This is a genomic window from Stappia sp. ABD4_338, assembly GCF_056312175.1.
This window is the reverse complement of record NZ_CM149982.1, coordinates 2,409,572-2,425,947: the sequence shown is the minus strand read 5'-3', so window position 1 is coordinate 2,425,947 and position 16,376 is coordinate 2,409,572. Positions and strand designations below refer to the sequence as shown.

At 67.8% G+C, this 16,376-nt stretch carries 14 protein-coding genes; 4 read left to right on the top strand and 10 right to left on the bottom strand.

Annotated features, from left to right (window positions below; all coding sequences use genetic code 11):
* Nucleotides 1–451 precede the first annotated feature (451 nt).
* A complete protein-coding gene (locus ACYX4S_RS10965; RefSeq protein ID WP_476360189.1) occupies nucleotides 452–3,013 on the top strand; it encodes a GcvT family protein in 2,562 nt (853 codons plus the stop codon).
* 19 nt (nucleotides 3,014–3,032) lie between these two features.
* Complete coding sequence (gene bmt, locus ACYX4S_RS10960) at nucleotides 3,033–4,049, top strand: betaine--homocysteine S-methyltransferase (protein WP_476360188.1); 1,017 nt, start codon at nucleotides 3,033–3,035, stop codon at nucleotides 4,047–4,049.
* 2 nt (nucleotides 4,050–4,051) lie between these two features.
* On the opposite strand, the gene ACYX4S_RS10955 is transcribed toward bmt, so the two are convergent.
* Nucleotides 4,052–4,606 carry a P-loop NTPase family protein gene (locus ACYX4S_RS10955; protein WP_476360187.1) on the bottom strand — a complete coding sequence of 185 codons (555 nt, stop codon included), beginning with the start codon at nucleotides 4,604–4,606 and terminating at the stop codon, nucleotides 4,052–4,054.
* A gap of 190 nt (nucleotides 4,607–4,796) precedes the next feature.
* Here ACYX4S_RS10955 and ACYX4S_RS10950 point away from each other — a divergent pair, with 190 nt between their 5' ends.
* Nucleotides 4,797–5,681 (top strand): DUF1194 domain-containing protein, encoded by an 885-nt coding sequence (locus ACYX4S_RS10950; protein WP_476360186.1) that lies wholly within the window; start codon nucleotides 4,797–4,799, stop codon nucleotides 5,679–5,681.
* Nucleotides 5,682–5,698: 17 nt separating this feature from the next.
* Here ACYX4S_RS10950 and ACYX4S_RS10945 read toward each other — a convergent pair whose 3' ends face one another.
* From ACYX4S_RS10945 to ACYX4S_RS10915, 7 genes are all read right to left on the bottom strand, one after another.
* Complete coding sequence (locus tag ACYX4S_RS10945; protein ID WP_476360185.1) at nucleotides 5,699–7,783, bottom strand: ASKHA domain-containing protein; 2,085 nt, start codon at nucleotides 7,781–7,783, stop codon at nucleotides 5,699–5,701.
* 56 nt (nucleotides 7,784–7,839) lie between these two features.
* Nucleotides 7,840–8,787 (bottom strand): methyltetrahydrofolate cobalamin methyltransferase, encoded by a 948-nt coding sequence (locus ACYX4S_RS10940; protein WP_422068443.1) that lies wholly within the window; start codon nucleotides 8,785–8,787, stop codon nucleotides 7,840–7,842.
* On the bottom strand, nucleotides 8,784–9,680 hold the full coding sequence (locus tag ACYX4S_RS10935) for a methylenetetrahydrofolate reductase (RefSeq protein WP_476360184.1): 897 nt from the start codon (nucleotides 9,678–9,680) through the stop codon (nucleotides 8,784–8,786). The genes ACYX4S_RS10940 and ACYX4S_RS10935 overlap by 4 nt, the downstream gene beginning before the upstream one ends.
* A 1-nt stretch (nucleotide 9,681) precedes the next feature.
* On the bottom strand, nucleotides 9,682–10,017 hold the full coding sequence (locus ACYX4S_RS10930; RefSeq protein ID WP_422068444.1) for a virulence factor: 336 nt from the start codon (nucleotides 10,015–10,017) through the stop codon (nucleotides 9,682–9,684).
* Between the two features lie 220 nt (nucleotides 10,018–10,237).
* Nucleotides 10,238–10,867 (bottom strand): type B chloramphenicol O-acetyltransferase, encoded by a 630-nt coding sequence (catB, locus tag ACYX4S_RS10925; protein WP_476360183.1) that lies wholly within the window; start codon nucleotides 10,865–10,867, stop codon nucleotides 10,238–10,240.
* A gap of 188 nt (nucleotides 10,868–11,055) precedes the next feature.
* The gene (locus ACYX4S_RS10920) at nucleotides 11,056–11,703 is read right to left on the bottom strand and encodes a DUF1638 domain-containing protein (RefSeq protein ID WP_476360182.1); all 648 of its coding nucleotides are present in this window, start codon (nucleotides 11,701–11,703) and stop codon (nucleotides 11,056–11,058) included.
* A 41-nt stretch (nucleotides 11,704–11,744) separates the two neighbouring features.
* Nucleotides 11,745–12,452 (bottom strand): corrinoid protein, encoded by a 708-nt coding sequence (locus tag ACYX4S_RS10915; RefSeq protein ID WP_293721024.1) that lies wholly within the window; start codon nucleotides 12,450–12,452, stop codon nucleotides 11,745–11,747.
* Between the two features lie 166 nt (nucleotides 12,453–12,618).
* Between ACYX4S_RS10915 and ACYX4S_RS10910 the strand changes: the two genes are divergently transcribed.
* On the top strand, nucleotides 12,619–13,686 hold the full coding sequence (locus ACYX4S_RS10910) for a methylglyoxal synthase (protein ID WP_476360181.1): 1,068 nt from the start codon (nucleotides 12,619–12,621) through the stop codon (nucleotides 13,684–13,686).
* Nucleotides 13,687–13,705: 19 nt separating this feature from the next.
* Here the strand turns inward: ACYX4S_RS10910 and ACYX4S_RS10905 are convergent, their stop codons facing one another.
* Both ACYX4S_RS10905 and sseA read right to left on the bottom strand, forming a co-directional pair.
* Nucleotides 13,706–15,376 carry a formate--tetrahydrofolate ligase gene (locus tag ACYX4S_RS10905; protein WP_476360180.1) on the bottom strand — a complete coding sequence of 557 codons (1,671 nt, stop codon included), beginning with the start codon at nucleotides 15,374–15,376 and terminating at the stop codon, nucleotides 13,706–13,708.
* A gap of 156 nt (nucleotides 15,377–15,532) precedes the next feature.
* Nucleotides 15,533–16,375, bottom strand: a complete 843-nt coding sequence (sseA, locus tag ACYX4S_RS10900; protein ID WP_476360179.1) for a 3-mercaptopyruvate sulfurtransferase — start codon at nucleotides 16,373–16,375, stop codon at nucleotides 15,533–15,535.
* Nucleotide 16,376: the final 1 nt, after the last annotated feature.

The window sequence follows — 16,376 nt, the reverse complement described above, 5'->3', positions numbered from 1 at the left end:
CCTGGCGGACCGGGAGCCGGTGACAGTCCGCGTCACTGTGCGCCTGTGCCTGCGAACCCTGTCGCGCGAAAGCGTCGTCGGGTTCTCTAAAAGCGTCATGCGCCGTGGGAGGTTGCGGCCGGTGCGCTGCCGGACGTGGCAGCCGGGGCGGGATGTGTCGCACGAGGGAAGGCCGGTGGGCGGTGGAAGGTGGGTGACGCGCCGCCACTTCGTTCTTCGCGAAAGGCGTTTTTGGATGAAGCGTGTCGTGGCGGTGATGCCGCGATGACGCAATCAGGCTACCGGCCCCCGCGCCGGGTGGCGATACTGCGCGGCGAGGGGACGCGTCGGGCGGCCGCCCGCGGCAGCGGACGGGCACGTTGGGCGTCCCGCCAAGATCCGTCGCGGACGGTCATGACGGGCGGTGGCCGGCGGGATCGCGGTCGCCGTTTCCAGGCAAGAGGGATGAAGTATGTCAGCGTTTCCTGACAAGGCACAGATCGTCATCGTCGGCCTCGGCGGCATCGTCGGCGCCTCGGTCGCGCACCACCTGATCGAGCGCGGCTGGACCGACATCGTCGGCATCGACAAGTCCGGCATCCCCACCGACATCGGTTCGACGGCGCATGCCTCCGACTTCTGCTACACGACCAGCCACGACTTCTTGTCGACCTGGACGTCGCTCTACTCGGTCGATTTCTTCGACCGCATGGGCCACTACCGGCGCATCGGCGGCATCGAGGTCGCGCGCACGGGCGATGACGCCTGGATGGAGGAGATCAAGCGCAAGGTTACCTCCGGCCGTGCTTTCGGCACGCGCGCGCATCTCGTCACCCCGGCGGAAATCAAGGAGATGTTCCCCCTCATCGAGGAGGACCAGATCCAGGGCGGCCTGTTCGATCCCGATGCCGGACTGGTGGTGCCGCGCTCGCAGACCGTCGCCGGCAAGCTGGTCGACGAGGGCGAGAAGACCGGGAAGCTCAAGGCCTTCGCCAACACGCCGGCGCAGTCCCTGCTTGTCGGTGAGGGGCGCATCAAGGGCGTCGTCACCCATCGCGGCACCATCATGGCCGACCACGTGATCGTCTGCGCGGGCCTGTGGGGCCGCCTGATCGCGGAGATGGTCGGCGAGGACCTGCCCGTGATGCCTGTCGATCATCCGCTGACGTTCTTCGGGCCGTTCAACGAGTTCGAGGGAACGGGGAAGGACATCGGCTATCCGCTGCTGCGCGACCAGGGCAATTCCGCCTACATGCGCGACACCGGCGATCCGAAGACCACCGAGGGTGGCCAGATCGAGTGGGGCTACTACGAGACGACGCATCCGCGCATGTGCCACCCCCGCGACCTGCAGGAAAAGCACGAGGCGCGCCTCTCGCCCTCGCAGCGCGATCTCGAGATGGAGCAGGTCATCGAGCCGCTCGAGCGCGCCATGGAACTGACGCCGATCCTGGCGGAACTCGGCTACAACGAGGGCCATTCCTTCAACGGCCTGCTGCAGGTTTCCGCCGCCGGCGGCCCGTCCTGCGGCGAGAGCCAGAAGGTGCGCGGGCTTTGGTACTGCGTTGCCATCTGGGTCAAGGACGGACCCGGTTTCGGCAAGCTGATCGCTGACTGGATCACGGACGGACGCACGGAGATCGACCACGCGGCCATCGATTATTCGCGCTTCTACGGCCACCAGCTCGAGGAGTCGTTCATCGAGGGGCGCTGCTACGAGGCGGCGCAGAAGATCTATTTCCCCGCGATCCACCCGCGTGAGCCCTATGCAAGCGCGCGCGGCGTCAAGCGTTCGCCCTTTTACGAGCGCGAGGTGGAGCTTGGCGGCCATTTCATGGAGCTGGGCGGCTGGGAGCGCGCCCATGGCTACGCGGCCAACGAACACCTGCTCGAGACCTATGGCGACCGGGTGCCGCTGCGCGAGAACGAGTGGGACAGCCGCCATTTCTGGCGCGTGTCCAACGCCGAGCACCTCGCCATGAGCGACGATTGCGGGCTCATCAACCTCTCGCACTTCTACATGTTCGACGTCGAGGGGCCCGATCATGTGGAACTGCTCGAATGGCTGTGCGCGGCGAAGATCGGCGGTGACGGCAACATCGGCAAGGGCATCTACACCCATTTCCTCGACGACGAGGGCATGGTGCGCGCCGACCTGACCGTCTTCCGCATGGCGGACCGCTGCCGCATCGTCGACGGCGCCGACGCCGGACCGCGCGACTTCCACTACGTGAAGCGTGTGGCGCAGGACAAGGGCTTCGACGTCACGGTCACCGATGTCAGCGAGAAGTTCACCACCATCGGCATCTGGGGGCCGAACGCCCGCGAGAACCTGAAGAAGGTGGTCGCGGATCCCTCGGCGCTCGATCCGGAGAACTTCCCCTTCGCGGCGATCCGGCAGATCGATATCGCGGGCCGCAAGGTCACGGCCCTGCGGCTGTCCTACGTGGGCGAGCAGGGCTGGGAGCTGCACATGGCATATGACGACGGCCTTGCGGTCTGGGATGCGCTGCGCGCGCTCGGCGTCATCGCCGTTGGCGTGGAAACCTACGCGAACTCGCGCCGCCTGGAGAAGTCGCTGCGCCTGCAGAACGCCGACCTTCTGACCCAGTACAACCTCTACGAGGCGGACCTGGCGCGCCCGAAGGTCAAGGAGGCCGACTTCCGCGGCAAGGCGAAGCATCTGGAGTATCGCGCCCGCTCGCATCAGCCCGCCATGCTGTGCACGCTCGTCATGACCGACAATGTGGATGCGGCCGGCGTCGCCCGCTATCCCGTCGGAACCTTGCCGGTCGTCGACCCGGAGACGGGGAAGACGCTCGTCGACGAGCTTGGCCGCCTGTCCTACACCACGTCCGTGGCCTATGGTCCGACGGTCGGCAGGAACATCATTCTGGCCTATCTGCCGCATGAGTATGCCCAGGTCGGCCGCAAGCTCTGCGTCGAGTATTTCGCCGAGAGCTTCCCGGTGGAGGTCGCGGGCGTCGGCTATGCGCCGCTCTACGACCCGCAGAACCTGAAGCCGCGCAGCTGAGGTCAGGAAAGGATTTCCGATGAACGCGCTTGAAGCGCTTCTGGCCGAAAAGGGCACGCTGCTCGCCGACGGGGCGACCGGCACCAACCTGTTCGACATGGGGCTCACCTCCGGCGATCCGCCGGAGGAATGGACGCTCACGCATCCCGACCGGATCCGCACGCTGCATCAGCGGTTCGTGGAGGCCGGTTCGGACATCATCCTCACCAACACCTTCGGCGCCAACAGGCACCGCCTCAAGCTTCACGGCATGGAAAATCGCGTGCGTGAACTGAACGCCGCCGCCGCGCGCCTCGCGCGCGAGGTGGCGGACGCGGCCCCGCGCAAGGTGGTCGTGGGCGGTTCCGTCGGCCCGACGGGCGAACTCTTCGCCCCGCTCGGCGCCCTGACCTTCGACGAGGCGGTGGACGCCTTCGCCGAGCAGGTGGAGGGGCTGAAGGAGGGCGGCGCGGATGTCGCCTGGATCGAGACCATGTCCGCGCCCGAGGAGATGAAGGCGGCGGCCGAGGCCGCGCATCGCGCGGGCCTGCCCTTCGTGGTGACGGCGAGTTTCGACACCGCCGGGCGCACCATGATGGGGCTGGCGCCCGAGGGGCTTGGCCGGCTCTCGTCGGATTTCGCCTGCGAACCGGTGGCCTATGGCTCGAACTGCGGCGTCGGCGCCTCGGACCTTCTCGCCGCCATCCTGGAGATCACCGAGGCCTATCCGCAGGCCGTGGTGGTGGCCAAGGCCAATTGCGGCATCCCGGTGATCCGGGGCGACGAGGTGGTCTACACGGGCACGCCGGAGCTGATGGGCGACTATGCCCGCCTTGCCGTCGATGTCGGCGCACGCATCATCGGCGGGTGTTGCGGAACCTCCTTCACGCATCTCGCCGCCATGCGCCAGGCGCTCGATACGCATGAAAAGGGCGAACGCCCCACGGTGGACCAGATCGTGGCACGGCTCGGCCCGCTTGTCTCTCCGCCCGCGGCCCCCCAGCCGTCCGGGGAGGACGGCGAAAGCGGCGGCCGCCGAAGACGGCGGCGGGGGTGAGGTTAGGGGGCCACACCCTTGGGAGCCGCCGCGCGGACTGTTTCCACCAGTTCCTCCACCGGCCGGCTGCCATCAACGCGCAGGACCGGTGCGCTCTGGTCCGCGAGCCAGGTCTCGTGGCGGGCGCGGTTGCGGCCTGAAAAGCCCGGGTCGTCGTAGCGCGAGGCCCAGTCGGCAAAGGCTGTGTGGATCTCGTGCATGTCGCCGCCCGGATCGATGCGCGTTCCATGGCGCTCGCGTTCACGCCGTTTCAGGCGCTCCATGCGCAACAGGGTCGGCGTTGCCACGAAGACGATGAGGTCGACGCCGTCGATCAGCGGATCTCCCCAGCCATCAAAGGACCCGGTCAGCACCCAGCCGTCCCCTCCCAGCGCATCGTCGATCAAAGGGAGGCGGTCCAGGGGCGGACGCTTTCTGGAAAACGGCGGGTCACTCGGCAGCCAGTAGTAGTCATCGACGTCGACGTGAACGGTATCCAGAGCTCCGGCAAGGGCCGAGCCGAGCGTGGTGACGCCGGCGCAGGAGGCTCCGGTGATGTAGATGCGGGGCGCGCGCATGTGGGCTCCTTTTGGCAGGGGCGGCATCATGCACGGGCGCAAGGTGGTTTCAAACCCGGGTATCCGGGTGACGCATCGCGCACACGCTTGCGTGATCCGCGCTGTTTCAGGTGGCGCTGGCAGGGACTTTCGTTACCCTTGCGTCATGCTGAAGATCGCGCTTTCCCGGTTGATACGAGCGGGGGCGCCCGTGTCGCGGCGGGCGAGGCATTCCGCACGGGCCGGGATCCTTCCGCTTCTTGTGCTGTGCAGCCTTGTGTTCGCGTCCGCGCAGGAGGGCGATGCAGGCGGCGCCCGGGTCGATGTCGCGCTGGTTCTGGCCGTCGATGTGTCCCGGTCCATGTCGTTCGAGGAGCTTGCCATCCAGCGCCGGGGCTATGCCGAGGCGATCACCAGCCCCGAGGTGCTGCGGGCGATCTCTCGCGGAGCATACGGGCGGATCGCGGTCACCATCTTCGAATGGGCCGCGGACACCAGCACCCGCCAACTGGTGCCCTGGACCCTGATCGAGGACGGCGCGGATGCGGCCACGGTCGCCGCCCGCCTGAGGAGGCAGGATAGCCGGGGCGCGCGGCGAACCTCCATTTCCGGCGCGATCCTGACCGGAATGGCGCTTCTCGAGACCGTGCCCTATCGCGCCGACCGGCTCGTGATCGATGTGTCCGGTGACGGGCCGAACAACCAGGGCGCGCCGGTCACCGGCGCCCGCGATGCGGCCGTCGCACGCGGCATCGCCATCAACGGCCTGCCGATGATGACCTCCGACGGCTTCGGAACCATGTTCTCGATCCCCGACCTCGACGAATACTACCGCCGCTGCGTGGTCGGCGGACCCGCGAGCTTCGTCCTGCCGGTCGATGGCTGGGACCAGTTCGCCGAGGCCGTCCGGCGCAAGCTCGTTCTTGAGATCGGCGGGCTTGTTCCCCGGCAACCGGGCGACCGTAGAGTCGCATCCGCAATGGCGGAGGAGGGCGATATCGTGCCGGTCCAGTTCGCGGCGCCCGAGCCCTATGACTGTCTCGTGGGCGAAAAACTCTGGGACCAGCGCCGCTGGCAGTTCGACGGCGATCGCTGAGCCGGCCGTGGCTGGCGTCAGCCGCGCCGCCGGCGCCGGCGGCGGTTGCCCGCGTCCTCCGACTGTTCGTCGTCGGGTGTTTCGGGCGCGGGAAGCGGCAGCGTCACGACGCTTGAAAGCTTCGGAAAGCGGTCGACCTTGTTGGGCAGGGCCATCGCGTTGACGAAATGCTCCTGGAAGCGTGGTTCCAGCGCCGTCTCGATCTTCTCGATCTCGCGCACGACGCGCTCGATCGCGCGCCGCTCGGCACGGCTGATCAGCGCCATGCGCGCGCCGGTGCCGGCGGCGTTGCCCACACTCGACACCTCGGCAAGGTCGCAGTCGGGAATGAGGCCGAGGATCATGGCGTATTTCGTGTCGATATAGCTGCCGAAGGCGCCCGCGAGGCGGATGCGGCCGAGCTCCGGGTTGCCGAGCTTGTCGAGCAGCAGCTTCACGCCCGCGTAGAGCGCGGCCTTGGCAAGCTGGATGGAGCGGATGTCGCGCTGGCCGATGGCGATCTCGATCCCGTCCTGCGCCACCACATAGGCATGGGTACGCCCGCGCTGCACGACGCGCGGGCTCTTCGCCGCGAGGCGACCGTCGATGAGACCGTCCTCGGTGATGACGCCGGCGAGGAACAGCTCGGCCACCGCCTCGATGATGCCGGAGCCGCAGATGCCGGTCACGCCGACCTGGTCCTTCTTCTCCGCGAACTCCGGATCGTCGGACCATTCCTCCAGGCCGATCACCTTGAAGCGCGGCTCCAGCGTCACCGGATCGATGCGGATGCGCTCGATGGCGCCCGGGGCCGCGCGCTGGCCGCAGGAAATCTCCGCGCCCTCGAAGGCGGGGCCGGTCGGGGAGCTCGCAGCCAGAAGCCGCTCGCGATTGCCGAGGACGATCTCCGCATTGGTGCCGATGTCGACAAGCAGCGTAAGCGGGTCCGCCTCGAAGGGGCGCGTGGCGAGCGTGGCCGCCGCCGCATCCGCCCCCACATGGCCGGCGATGCAGGGCAGCAGGTAGACCCTGGCGCCCGGATTCAGCTCAAGTCCCACGGAGTCCGCGTGCTGATGCACCGCGCCGGAGACGGCGAGCGCGAAGGGAGCGCCGCCAAGCTCGCTCGGGTCGATGCCGAGGAACAGGTGGTGCATGATCGGATTGCCGACGATCACCGCGTCGAGCACGTCGGCGCGCGTCGCCCCGACATCGGCCACCAGCTTGGCGACCAGCGCGTCCACGGCCGCGCGGACGGTGGAGACGAGATCGGGCAGGCGCTCCGGGTTCATCTGGACGTAGGAGACCCGCGACATGAGATCCTCGCCGAAGCGGATCTGCGGGTTGGAGGTGCCGGCCGAAGTGACTGTGCGACCGGTGACCAGGTCGCTCAGATGCGCGGCGATGGTGGTCGAGCCGATATCGACGGCAAGACCGTAGACGGTCTCCTTCACGCCCGGCCAGAGCGCCACGACCTCGGCCGCATGGGGGCCGTCCTGCCAGATCGCGGCACTCACCTGCCACTGACCCTTGCGCAGGACCTGCTGCACGCGCGGCAGAAGAACGGGAGCAAGCGTGAGCCCCTCGATGCCGGTTTCGGCTGCAAGGGTCGCAAGCAGCCGGTCGCCGTCGCCAAGCGGCTGGTCCATGTCCGGCTCGCTGACCCGCACGGTCACGAGACGGATGGCGCTGTCGGGCGCGATATTGACCATCTCGGCGCGTTTGCGCACGAGCTGGCGGTTGGTCTGTGCGTCGACCGGCACATCGATGACGAGATCGCCCTCGATGGTCGCCTGGCAGGAGAGGCGGCGGTCGGCGGGCAGGTTGCGAAGCTCCGCATAGCGGGCCTCGGCGCGGGTGACCTCGCCAAGGTTTTCCGCCGCGCTCGTCAGCTTCTCCTTGGCGAAGCGGCCTTCCGATACGGACACCTGGCAGCGTCCGCAGATGCCGCGGCCGCCACACACGGATTCCACATAGACGCCGAGCGAGCGCGCCGCGTCGAGCAGCGGCGTTCCGACCGGGAACTCGCCACGCCGTCCGCTTGGCTGGAAAACGACGCGAGCCGTCGCTCCGGTCCTCTCGGGCCGGGGCGCGGCTGCATCGGGGGCATCTGTCGGGCCCGTCATGGCTGTGCTGTCATCCGTTGCCAGGGTGGCGTGTCCGGCGGGCGGTCACGCGTGGATCACGACGCCTGCGACCGGCGCCGCCCCTCGCGTCCGCCGCGCCGTCCGCCGGAGGCGGGTGTCGCGGCAACGGCCCCGTCGGCGCCCGGCTTGTGGTCGCGATAGGTCATGATCCACTCGCCGCAGTTGGGGTCCGCGCCGGTGAGCACGTTGGCGCCGCGCACGGCCTCCATTTCCTGCGGGCGACAGGGGTTCATGATCGCGCTGGTCATGCCGGCCGCGATGACCATGGGAATGAAGGCGGCGTTGATGCCATGGCGATGAGGCAGGCCGAACGAGATGTTCGACAGGCCGCAGGTCGTGTTGACCTCGAGCTCCTCGCGCAGCCGCCGCAGCAGGCGGAAGACCTGCTGGCCGGCGCTTCCCATCGCGCCGATGGGCATGACGAGGGGGTCCACGACGATGTCATGGGCGGGAATGCCGTAGTCGGCCGCGTGACGGACGATCTTGCGGGCCACCTCGAAGCGCACGTCCGGATCCTCGGAGATGCCGGTCTCGTCGTTGGAGATCGCCACGACGGGCACGTTGTACTTCTTTACCAGCGGCAGGATTGCCTCGAGTTTCTCTTCCTCGCCGGTGACGGAGTTGATCAGCGGACGCCCCTTGGCGACCTGAAGCCCCGCCTCGATGGCGGCCGTCACGGAACTGTCGATGGAAAGCGGCAGGTCCGTCAGTCCCTGGACGATTTCCAGCGTCCTGACCAGAAGCGGCGGCTCGGTCTCGTTCGGGTTCACCGCCGTCACGCCGGCGTTGACGTCGAGCATGGTCGCGCCGGCCGCCACCTGGGCGAGAACGTCCTTTTCCACGGTGGAGAAGTCGCCGGCGATCATCTCGGCGGCGAGCTTCTTGCGGCCCGTCGGGTTGATGCGCTCGCCGATGACACAGAAGGGCTGATCGAAACCGATCACGATCTCACGTGTCGCGGAGGCGACGACGGTACGGGTCATTGGGCTACCTCCACGGGAAAGGGCGACGCATCGCAGGAGCGGAAGGGCCAGCTCCCGCGTGCGCTCAGCCATTCGGCGGTCTTGGTCAGGCCGCCGAAGGGGAAGACATGGATCTGCTCGAGCTGGCAGTCGGGACGATGCTGGAGCCGGGCCTCGAGCGGACGAACCATCGTCTCGGGGTCGTAGCCGGACAGCATGGAGACGACGGCGCCGCCACGCTTCTTGAGGAACGACAGCGAGTTCTCGACACCGGCGAAGGCGGCGTACTTGAGCAGCGTCGTCATCTTGGCCGGCCCCGCGATGCCGATGTGCACCGGGAAGCGGTTGCCCCAGGAGGCGATCTCGTCGAGCCACAGGTTCACGCGCTGCGGGTCGAAGCCGAACTGGGTGACGATGCGAAACTGCGCGTCGGACTGCGCGGCGAGTTCGTGCTTGCGCATGAGGAAGGCGCGGATCGTGTCGGGGGAAATCTCCGGAGCGCCCTCGGGATGGCCGGCGACGGCGACGGCCCGAATGCCGCAGGCGTCGAAAAGCCCGGTCTCGAGCAGGGCGACGGAAGAGGTCAGCGGACCCGGCTCGTTCGCCTCGCCGGCGATTGCCAGAACCTCGCTCACGCCCGCCTCGCCCGTCAGCCGGGTGATGCGGCGCTCGAAGGCGGCGAGCGAGGGATAGCGGCGCGCGGCCATGTGAGGCACGGCGACAAGCCCGCGATCCCGGACACGGCGGCAGGCAGTGACGATGTCGTCCTCGCCCACATTGCCGAGGTCGGTGACATAGACGCGGGTTCCCGCCGGCATGAGTTCAAGCAGCTCGGGCTTGTCCATGACCTGGCGCGGCGACATCTCGGTGGAGGCGGCGAAGTGCCCCTCCTGGGTCAGGCGGGAGTTCGGCATGTCAGGCCTCGGCACTGCTGGGGGAGGCGGAAGAGGGAGCGGTCTCGCATCCCTCGGCGGCGACGAGACCGGCAAGCCGCTCGTTCGGGTAGTCATCGAGAAGAGCCGTCAGCGCGGCATCCGCTTCCGCCTCGAGGTCATCTCCGACCTCGACCGGATCGGCGCGCCGCCACTCGGCCAGATAGGCGTCGCTGTCCTTCGCGCCGACGCGCATTGCACAGCGGTCGATTGCCTGGATGAAGCGTTCGGGAAGCTCGCGACGCGCGGTCTTGCGTCCGGCCCGGACGAGCACCTGCGCGGGGATATCCCTCCAGAAGACAAGCACTTTCTGCGCCATCGCATTGCTCCGCAAAGCGCGTTCCCGCGTCGCTGATGGCAATCATGATGCCTGTCGCCGCATGGATCATCGGTGCACAGACGACATGCCTAGTCGCGAAAACGACAGGGTGACACAGGCGCTAGTCTTTGAAGGCAAGTAACAAGGGCGGGAAGACTTGGCGGAAGGGTGTAAAGGGCGGCGCGTGTGCCGCGCCGCCCGCGGGTGGGCCCGGCTCAGTTCAGCGCCGCGCCCGCCACCTCGCATGAAGCCCCGCGATGTCGGAGGAGCACAGCGCCTGCATTTCCGCGCGGATCTCCTCCAGCGGCCAGTCCCACCAGGCCATCTCGAGCAGCATGTCGATCTCGCCGGCGGAAAACCGTTTCCGGATCTCTCGGGCCGGATTGCCGCCCACGACCGAATAGGGGGCGACATCCTTCGTCACGAGCGCGCGGGCGCCGATCATGGCACCGTCCCCGATCGTCACGCCGGGCATGATCATCGCTTCGGCGCCGATCCACACATCATTGCCGACCACGGTGTCGCCGGCCGGTTCGTAGCCCGTGTCAGCGTCCGCGAAGGCGGGTTCCTCCGACATGAAGAAGAAGGGGAAGGTGGATACCCAGTCGCTGCGATGGCCCTGGTTTCCGGCCATGACGAAACACGCGCCGGTGCCGATGGAACAGAAACTGCCGATGACGAGCCGGTCCACGTCGTCGCGGTCGGGCATCAGGTAGCGGGCGCAGTCGTCGAAGGAATGGCCGTGGTAGTAGCCCGAGTAGTAGCTGTAGCGGCCGACCGAAATGTTCGGGTTGGTGACCTGCTCGCTCAGAAGCTTTCCCTTGAAGGGGCTTTCGAAAAAATTGCTCACGGGAGATTGTCCTCTGTCGTGAGGCTGGGCCCTTTCCGGCCCGTTGGATGTGATGAGGGGACCGGTCCTGCGGCTCATGCCACGCAGACCCGTCCGTGCCGCTGGGGAACCGCTTCTAACAGGCGGGAGAAACCGCGCTAGGGCGTGAAGGCAACATCGGCGAGCAAATCGGACGCTTGCGCGCAGGCTCACCTGCCAAGCGTGGTGAGCCTCGTCTCCAGAAGGCCATAGCCCGTGACACGCTTCTCGTAGGTGAGGCCGAGCCGTTCCGCCGCCGCGCGGGCGCGCGCCTCGATCTCCGGGTCACGGGCCTGCTCGAGGTAGAGCAGCCGGGTGTAGTGGCCGAAGTAGGCGTCACGCAGGTCCGGCCAGGTGTCGAGACCGAGCGGACGGATCACCAGTGTCTCGAAGTGGCGGGCGAGAAAGTCCGTCAGGTAGAAGGTGCCCGGCTCCGCCTCGGCTTCCGCGTCGAAGACGTCGAGGCCGGCGAAGAAGGCATAGCAGTGGGCCCCCTCGATGCGTTCGACGCCTTCCTCGGCGAGCACCTGGTCGAGCAGGCCGCCGGTGCCGCAGTCGCCGTAGCCTATCAGGATGTGGCGATAGTCGGAGCGTGCCTTGCCGATGGCCTCGCGCACCGCCTCGGGGATCCTGTCCGGGTGGTTGTGCAGCTTGGCCGGAAGGCAGGTGAGGTCTACATGATCGAGCCCGTTGGCGCGGACGATCGCCAGCACCTCGTTGGCAAGCGCCCCGCAGGCGATGACGAGCACCCGCTCGCGCGCGAACATGTCGGCGCTTGCGGGTGCGTTCGCTGCATCAGGCCGCTCGGCCCGGGTCATGAGAGGTCCCTCCGGCCGTGACGTGGCGCGCGGGGACGGTTCTATCCCGCGCGGGAGGCGAGCTGGTTGTGCCGGCGCGCGATCAGCTCTGTGGCCATCTCGACCGTCACGGCGGCATCGCGGCCATAGGCGTCGGCGCCGATGGCCTGGGCGAATTCCTCGTTGAGCGGCGCGCCGCCCACCATGACGATGTAGTCGTCGCGGATGCCCTTCTCGACCATCGTGTCGATCACGACCTTCATGTAGGGCATGGTCGTCGTCAGCAGGGCCGACATGCCGAGAATGTCCGGCTTGTGCTCTTCAAGAGCGGCCAGATAGTTCTCGACCGGGTTGTTGATGCCGATGTCGATGACCTCGAAGCCGGCGCCTTCCATCATCATCGAGACGAGGTTCTTGCCGATGTCGTGGATGTCGCCCTTGACGGTGCCGATCACCATCTTGCCGACCTTCGGCGCGCCGGTCTCGGCCAGGAGCGGGCGCAGGATGCCCATGCCCGCCTTCATGGCGTTGGCCGACATCAGCACCTCGGGCACGAACAGGATGCCGTCACGAAAATCGACGCCGACGATGCGCATGCCCTCGACGAGGGCCTCCGTCAGGATGCGGTACGGCGTCCACTCGCGCTCGAGCAGGATGTTCACGCCCTCGACGATCTCGTCCTTGAGTCCGTCGTAGAGGTCGTCGTGCATCTGCTCGACGAGTTCTTCGTCGGTCAGGGACCTGAGGTCGAGATCGTCTTCACCGGACATGAGCAAACTCCCTTCGCCATGCGGAAGGCCATGGACTTTGAAACAGTAAAGTGGGATGCGTTGCCTCAGGTCGATATCTCCAAAGCGACATGCGCGGTCGCCTGTGCGACAGGAGGTCGCGCTCCGGCATCATCGCGAGGACCGGCCCACGGGAGACGGGAGCGCAATGGCCTTCGATTTCATCTTCATGCTGACCGAGGACGACCGCACCATCGCCGACGCACGCGCGCGTCTGGATGACGTTCTGGCCGGCGGCGCCCGGCATATCGGCTTCAAGGATGTCGGTCTGCCCTTCGAGGAACTGAAGGGCCTTGCCCGTGATATCCGGACGGCCGGCGGGCGTGCCTATCTGGAAGTGGTCAGCCTCGACGCCGAAAGCGAATTGCGCTCGGCACGCGCCGCCATCGGGCTGGAGGTGGACTGCCTGCTGGGCGGAACCCGGCCGGGCGAGGTCGCGCCGCTGCTGAAGGCGCATCCCATCCGCTACTACCCGTTTCCCGGCGAGATCGTCGGCCATCCGAGCGTCCTGGCGGGAACCGTCCCGTCGATCACGGAAAGCGCCAAGCGGCTGAGCGACCTGGAGAGCGTCCACGGGCTCGACCTGCTGGCCTATCGTCACGAGGGTGACGTTCCCGGCCTCATGCAAAGCGTGTGCGCGGCCACCGACAAGCCGGTGATCGTTGCCGGTTCCATCGACCGGGCGGAGCGTATCGAGGCGGTGGCCGCGGCGGGTGCGGCCAGCTTCACGGTCGGCACGGCCGCCTTCAAGGGGCAGTTCGCCGGAGGCGGACGGGGGCTGAGCGACGAGGTGCGCGCGATCCTGTCGCTGACGATGGCCGCGCGTGCCCGCTCCACCGCGCCGCGCCGCATTGCGCTCGTTGCCCACAACGCCCGCAAGTCGCATCTGAAGGCCTGGGCCTCGCGCCACGCCAGGGTGCTTGCGCGTCAGCGGCTGGTCGCCACCGGCGGCACGGGAGCGATGCTGATGGAAAGCGTGCCGGAGCTGAGCATCCGGCGCCTGCAGCGCGGCTCGCACGGCGGTGACCAGCAGCTCGGGGCGCTGATCGCGACCGGCGAACTGGACGCGGTGATCTTCTTTGCCGACCCGCACGGCCATCACGCCAGCGACGTGGACCTCATGGCGCTCACCCGGCTCGCGATCCTGCACGACACGCCGATCGCCTGTTCGCCGGCGGCCGCCGATCTCGTCGTGGCCGCCAGCCTCGGCGGGTGAGGACCGTGCTTCGGAATTCCTAGAACAGACCCTCGATGTTGCCAGCCTCGTCGAGGCGGATGGCATTGGCGGCGGGAACCTTCGGCAGGCCCGGCATGGTCATGATCTCACCGCAGATCGCGACCACGAACCCGGCCCCGGCGGACAGGCGCACCTCGCGCACCGGCACCACATGCCCCTCGGGAGCGCCCCGAAGGGTCGGATCCGTCGAGAAGGAATACTGCGTCTTGGCCATGCAGACGGGCAGATGGCCGAAGCCGTCGGCCTCCCAGCGGGCAAGCTGGTCGAGCACCGACTTGTCGGCGGTAACCTCGCCGGCGCGATAGATGCGCTTCGCCACGGTCTCGATCTTCGCAAGAAGCGGCAGTTCGTCGGGGTAGAGCGGCTGGAAGGACGCGGTTCCCCCGTCAACCACCTCGACCACCTTGCGGGCGAGGTCCTCGGTTCCGCGCGAACCGTCCGCCCAGTGGCGGCAAGTGATGGCGGTAACGCCGAGCCCCTCGGCATAGGTCTTCACGGCGTCCACCTCGGCGTCCGTATCGGTCACGAAGTGGTTGATCGCGACAAGAACGGGCACCCCGAACTGGCGCAGGTTCTCGATGTGGCGTCCGAGGTTCACCGCGCCGCGCGCAAGCGCCTCGACGTTCTCGCGTCCCAGATCCTCGCGCGCCACGCCACCGTTCATCTTCAGCGCCCGGATCGTCGCCACGATCACGACCGCGTCCGGCGAGAGGCCGGCCTTGCGGCACTTGATGTCGAAGAACTTCTCCGCACCCAGGTCGGCACCGAAACCGGCCTCGGTCACCACGTAGTCGGCGAGTTTCATCGCGGTCTTCGTGGCAATGACCGAGTTGCAGCCATGCGCGATGTTGGCGAATGGGCCGCCATGAACGAAGGCGGGATTGTTCTCCAGCGTCTGCACGAGGTTTGGCTGCATGGCCTCCTTGAGCAGGACGGTCATGGCCCCGTCGGCCTCGAGGTCGCGCGCGGTCACGGGCGTACGGTCGCGGCGGTAGCCGACGATGATGTTGCCAAGTCGGGTCTGCAGGTCCGCCAGATCGCTCGCCAGACAGAGGATCGCCATGATCTCCGACGCGACGGTGATGTCGAAGCCGGTCTCGCGCGGAAAGCCGTTGGAGACGCCACCGAGCGAGGTGACCACCTGGCGCAGGGCCCGGTCGTTCATGTCCATCACGCGGCGCCAGGTGACACGGCGCGTGTCGATGCCCTGCGCGTTGCCCCAGTAGATGTGGTTGTCGATCAGCGCCGCGAGCAGGTTGTGCGCCGAGGTGATGGCGTGGAAGTCGCCGGTGAAGTGGAGGTTGATATCCTCCATCGGCACGACCTGCGCATGGCCGCCGCCCGCCGCGCCGCCCTTCATGCCGAAGCAGGGGCCGAGCGAGGGCTCGCGCAGGCAGATCGCCGCCTTCTTGCCGATGCGGTTCAGCCCGTCGCCGAGACCGACGGTCGTCGTGGTCTTTCCCTCGCCCGCGGGTGTCGGATTGATCGCCGTGACGAGGATCAGCTTCCCGTCGGGGCGCCCGGCGAGCGTCTCGATGAAGTCCGCGCGCACCTTGGCCTTGGTCCGGCCGTAGGCGTCCAGCGCCTCGGCGGGAATGTCGAGCCTCGCGCCGATCTCCGTGATCGGCTTCATGGTCGCCGCGCGGGCGATCTCGATGTCGCTGGCCATGGTGTCGTGTCCTCTCGCGTGACGAGGCTGTCGATTGCCGTCGTCTATCGTTTGATCCGAAATGCCGATCCTGAAGGGGTGGAGACGGATGGGCTGTTCGCGAACCGACGCCGTCGCATCGCGCATCCGTCGTCCTGTCGGGCCGGGAAGGGGAGGTCAGTCTTCTCCGGTGACCACCGGCGTGTCGTCGCGACCGCCCCATTCGGTCCAGGAGCCGTCGTAGACCGGCGACTGGTACTGGCCGGCAACCGCAAGCGCGAGGGAGAGGACGGCGGCGCTGACGCCGGATCCGCAGGTGGTGATCACGGGTTTCGTCCGGTCCACCCGGGCCTCGTCAAACGCGGCAATGAGTTCCTCGAGCGGCCTCAGGCGGCCGTCGTTCATGAGTTCGGCGAACGGCAGGTTCAGCGCGCCGGGCATGTGCCCCGAACGGAGGCCGGCACGCGGCTCGGGCGCCGAACCGGCGAACCGTGCGCGGGGGCGGGCATCGAGAACCTGATGACTGCTCTCCAGAGCCCGGAGCATCTTCTCCACGTCGGCGACAAGCGAGTTGTCGAGACGGGCCGTGAAATGACGCTCGCCGCGCGGCTGGCCGGGACCGTCCTCGACGGGGCGTCCTTCCGCGACCCATTTCGGCAGCCCGCCGTCGAGCACGTGGACGTCGTTCACGCCCATGGCGCGGAAGGTCCACCACACGCGCGGGGCGGACCACAGGCCGCTGCCGTCATAGACGACGATGGTCTGGCCGTCGCCGATGCCGAGCCGCCGCATCATCGAGGAGAACACATGCGCCGGCGGCAGCATGTGCGGCAGCGTGCTCGACGTGTCGCTGAGCGCGTCGACGTCGAAGAACACGGCGCCGGGAATGTGGCCATCCTCATATTCCGGCGGCACATCCGGCTGCCCGAGCGGCGGAAGCCAGGCGTTGACGACGACCACGTCGGGCGAAGCGAGGTTATCGGCAAGCCACTGGGTGGAGACAAGCGGGGACTGGGGCATG

Coding starts and splice junctions, on each gene's coding strand:
- ACYX4S_RS10920 (WP_476360182.1), bottom strand. CDS start 11,703: ATGACCCGGGCCGAGCGGCCTGATGCAGCGAACGCACCCGCAAGCGCC.
- ACYX4S_RS10910 (WP_476360181.1), top strand. CDS start 12,619: ATGGCCTTCGATTTCATCTTCATGCTGACCGAGGACGACCGCACCATC.
- sseA (WP_476360179.1), bottom strand. CDS start 16,375: ATGCCCCAGTCCCCGCTTGTCTCCACCCAGTGGCTTGCCGATAACCTC.
- ACYX4S_RS10930 (WP_422068444.1), bottom strand. CDS start 10,017: ATGGCGCAGAAAGTGCTTGTCTTCTGGAGGGATATCCCCGCGCAGGTG.
- ACYX4S_RS10905 (WP_476360180.1), bottom strand. CDS start 15,376: ATGGCCAGCGACATCGAGATCGCCCGCGCGGCGACCATGAAGCCGATC.
- ACYX4S_RS10945 (WP_476360185.1), bottom strand. CDS start 7,783: ATGACGGGCCCGACAGATGCCCCCGATGCAGCCGCGCCCCGGCCCGAG.
- ACYX4S_RS10965 (WP_476360189.1), top strand. CDS start 452: ATGTCAGCGTTTCCTGACAAGGCACAGATCGTCATCGTCGGCCTCGGC.
- ACYX4S_RS10915 (WP_293721024.1), bottom strand. CDS start 12,452: ATGTCCGGTGAAGACGATCTCGACCTCAGGTCCCTGACCGACGAAGAA.
- bmt (WP_476360188.1), top strand. CDS start 3,033: ATGAACGCGCTTGAAGCGCTTCTGGCCGAAAAGGGCACGCTGCTCGCC.
- ACYX4S_RS10940 (WP_422068443.1), bottom strand. CDS start 8,787: ATGACCCGTACCGTCGTCGCCTCCGCGACACGTGAGATCGTGATCGGT.
- ACYX4S_RS10935 (WP_476360184.1), bottom strand. CDS start 9,680: ATGCCGAACTCCCGCCTGACCCAGGAGGGGCACTTCGCCGCCTCCACC.
- ACYX4S_RS10955 (WP_476360187.1), bottom strand. CDS start 4,606: ATGCGCGCGCCCCGCATCTACATCACCGGAGCCTCCTGCGCCGGCGTC.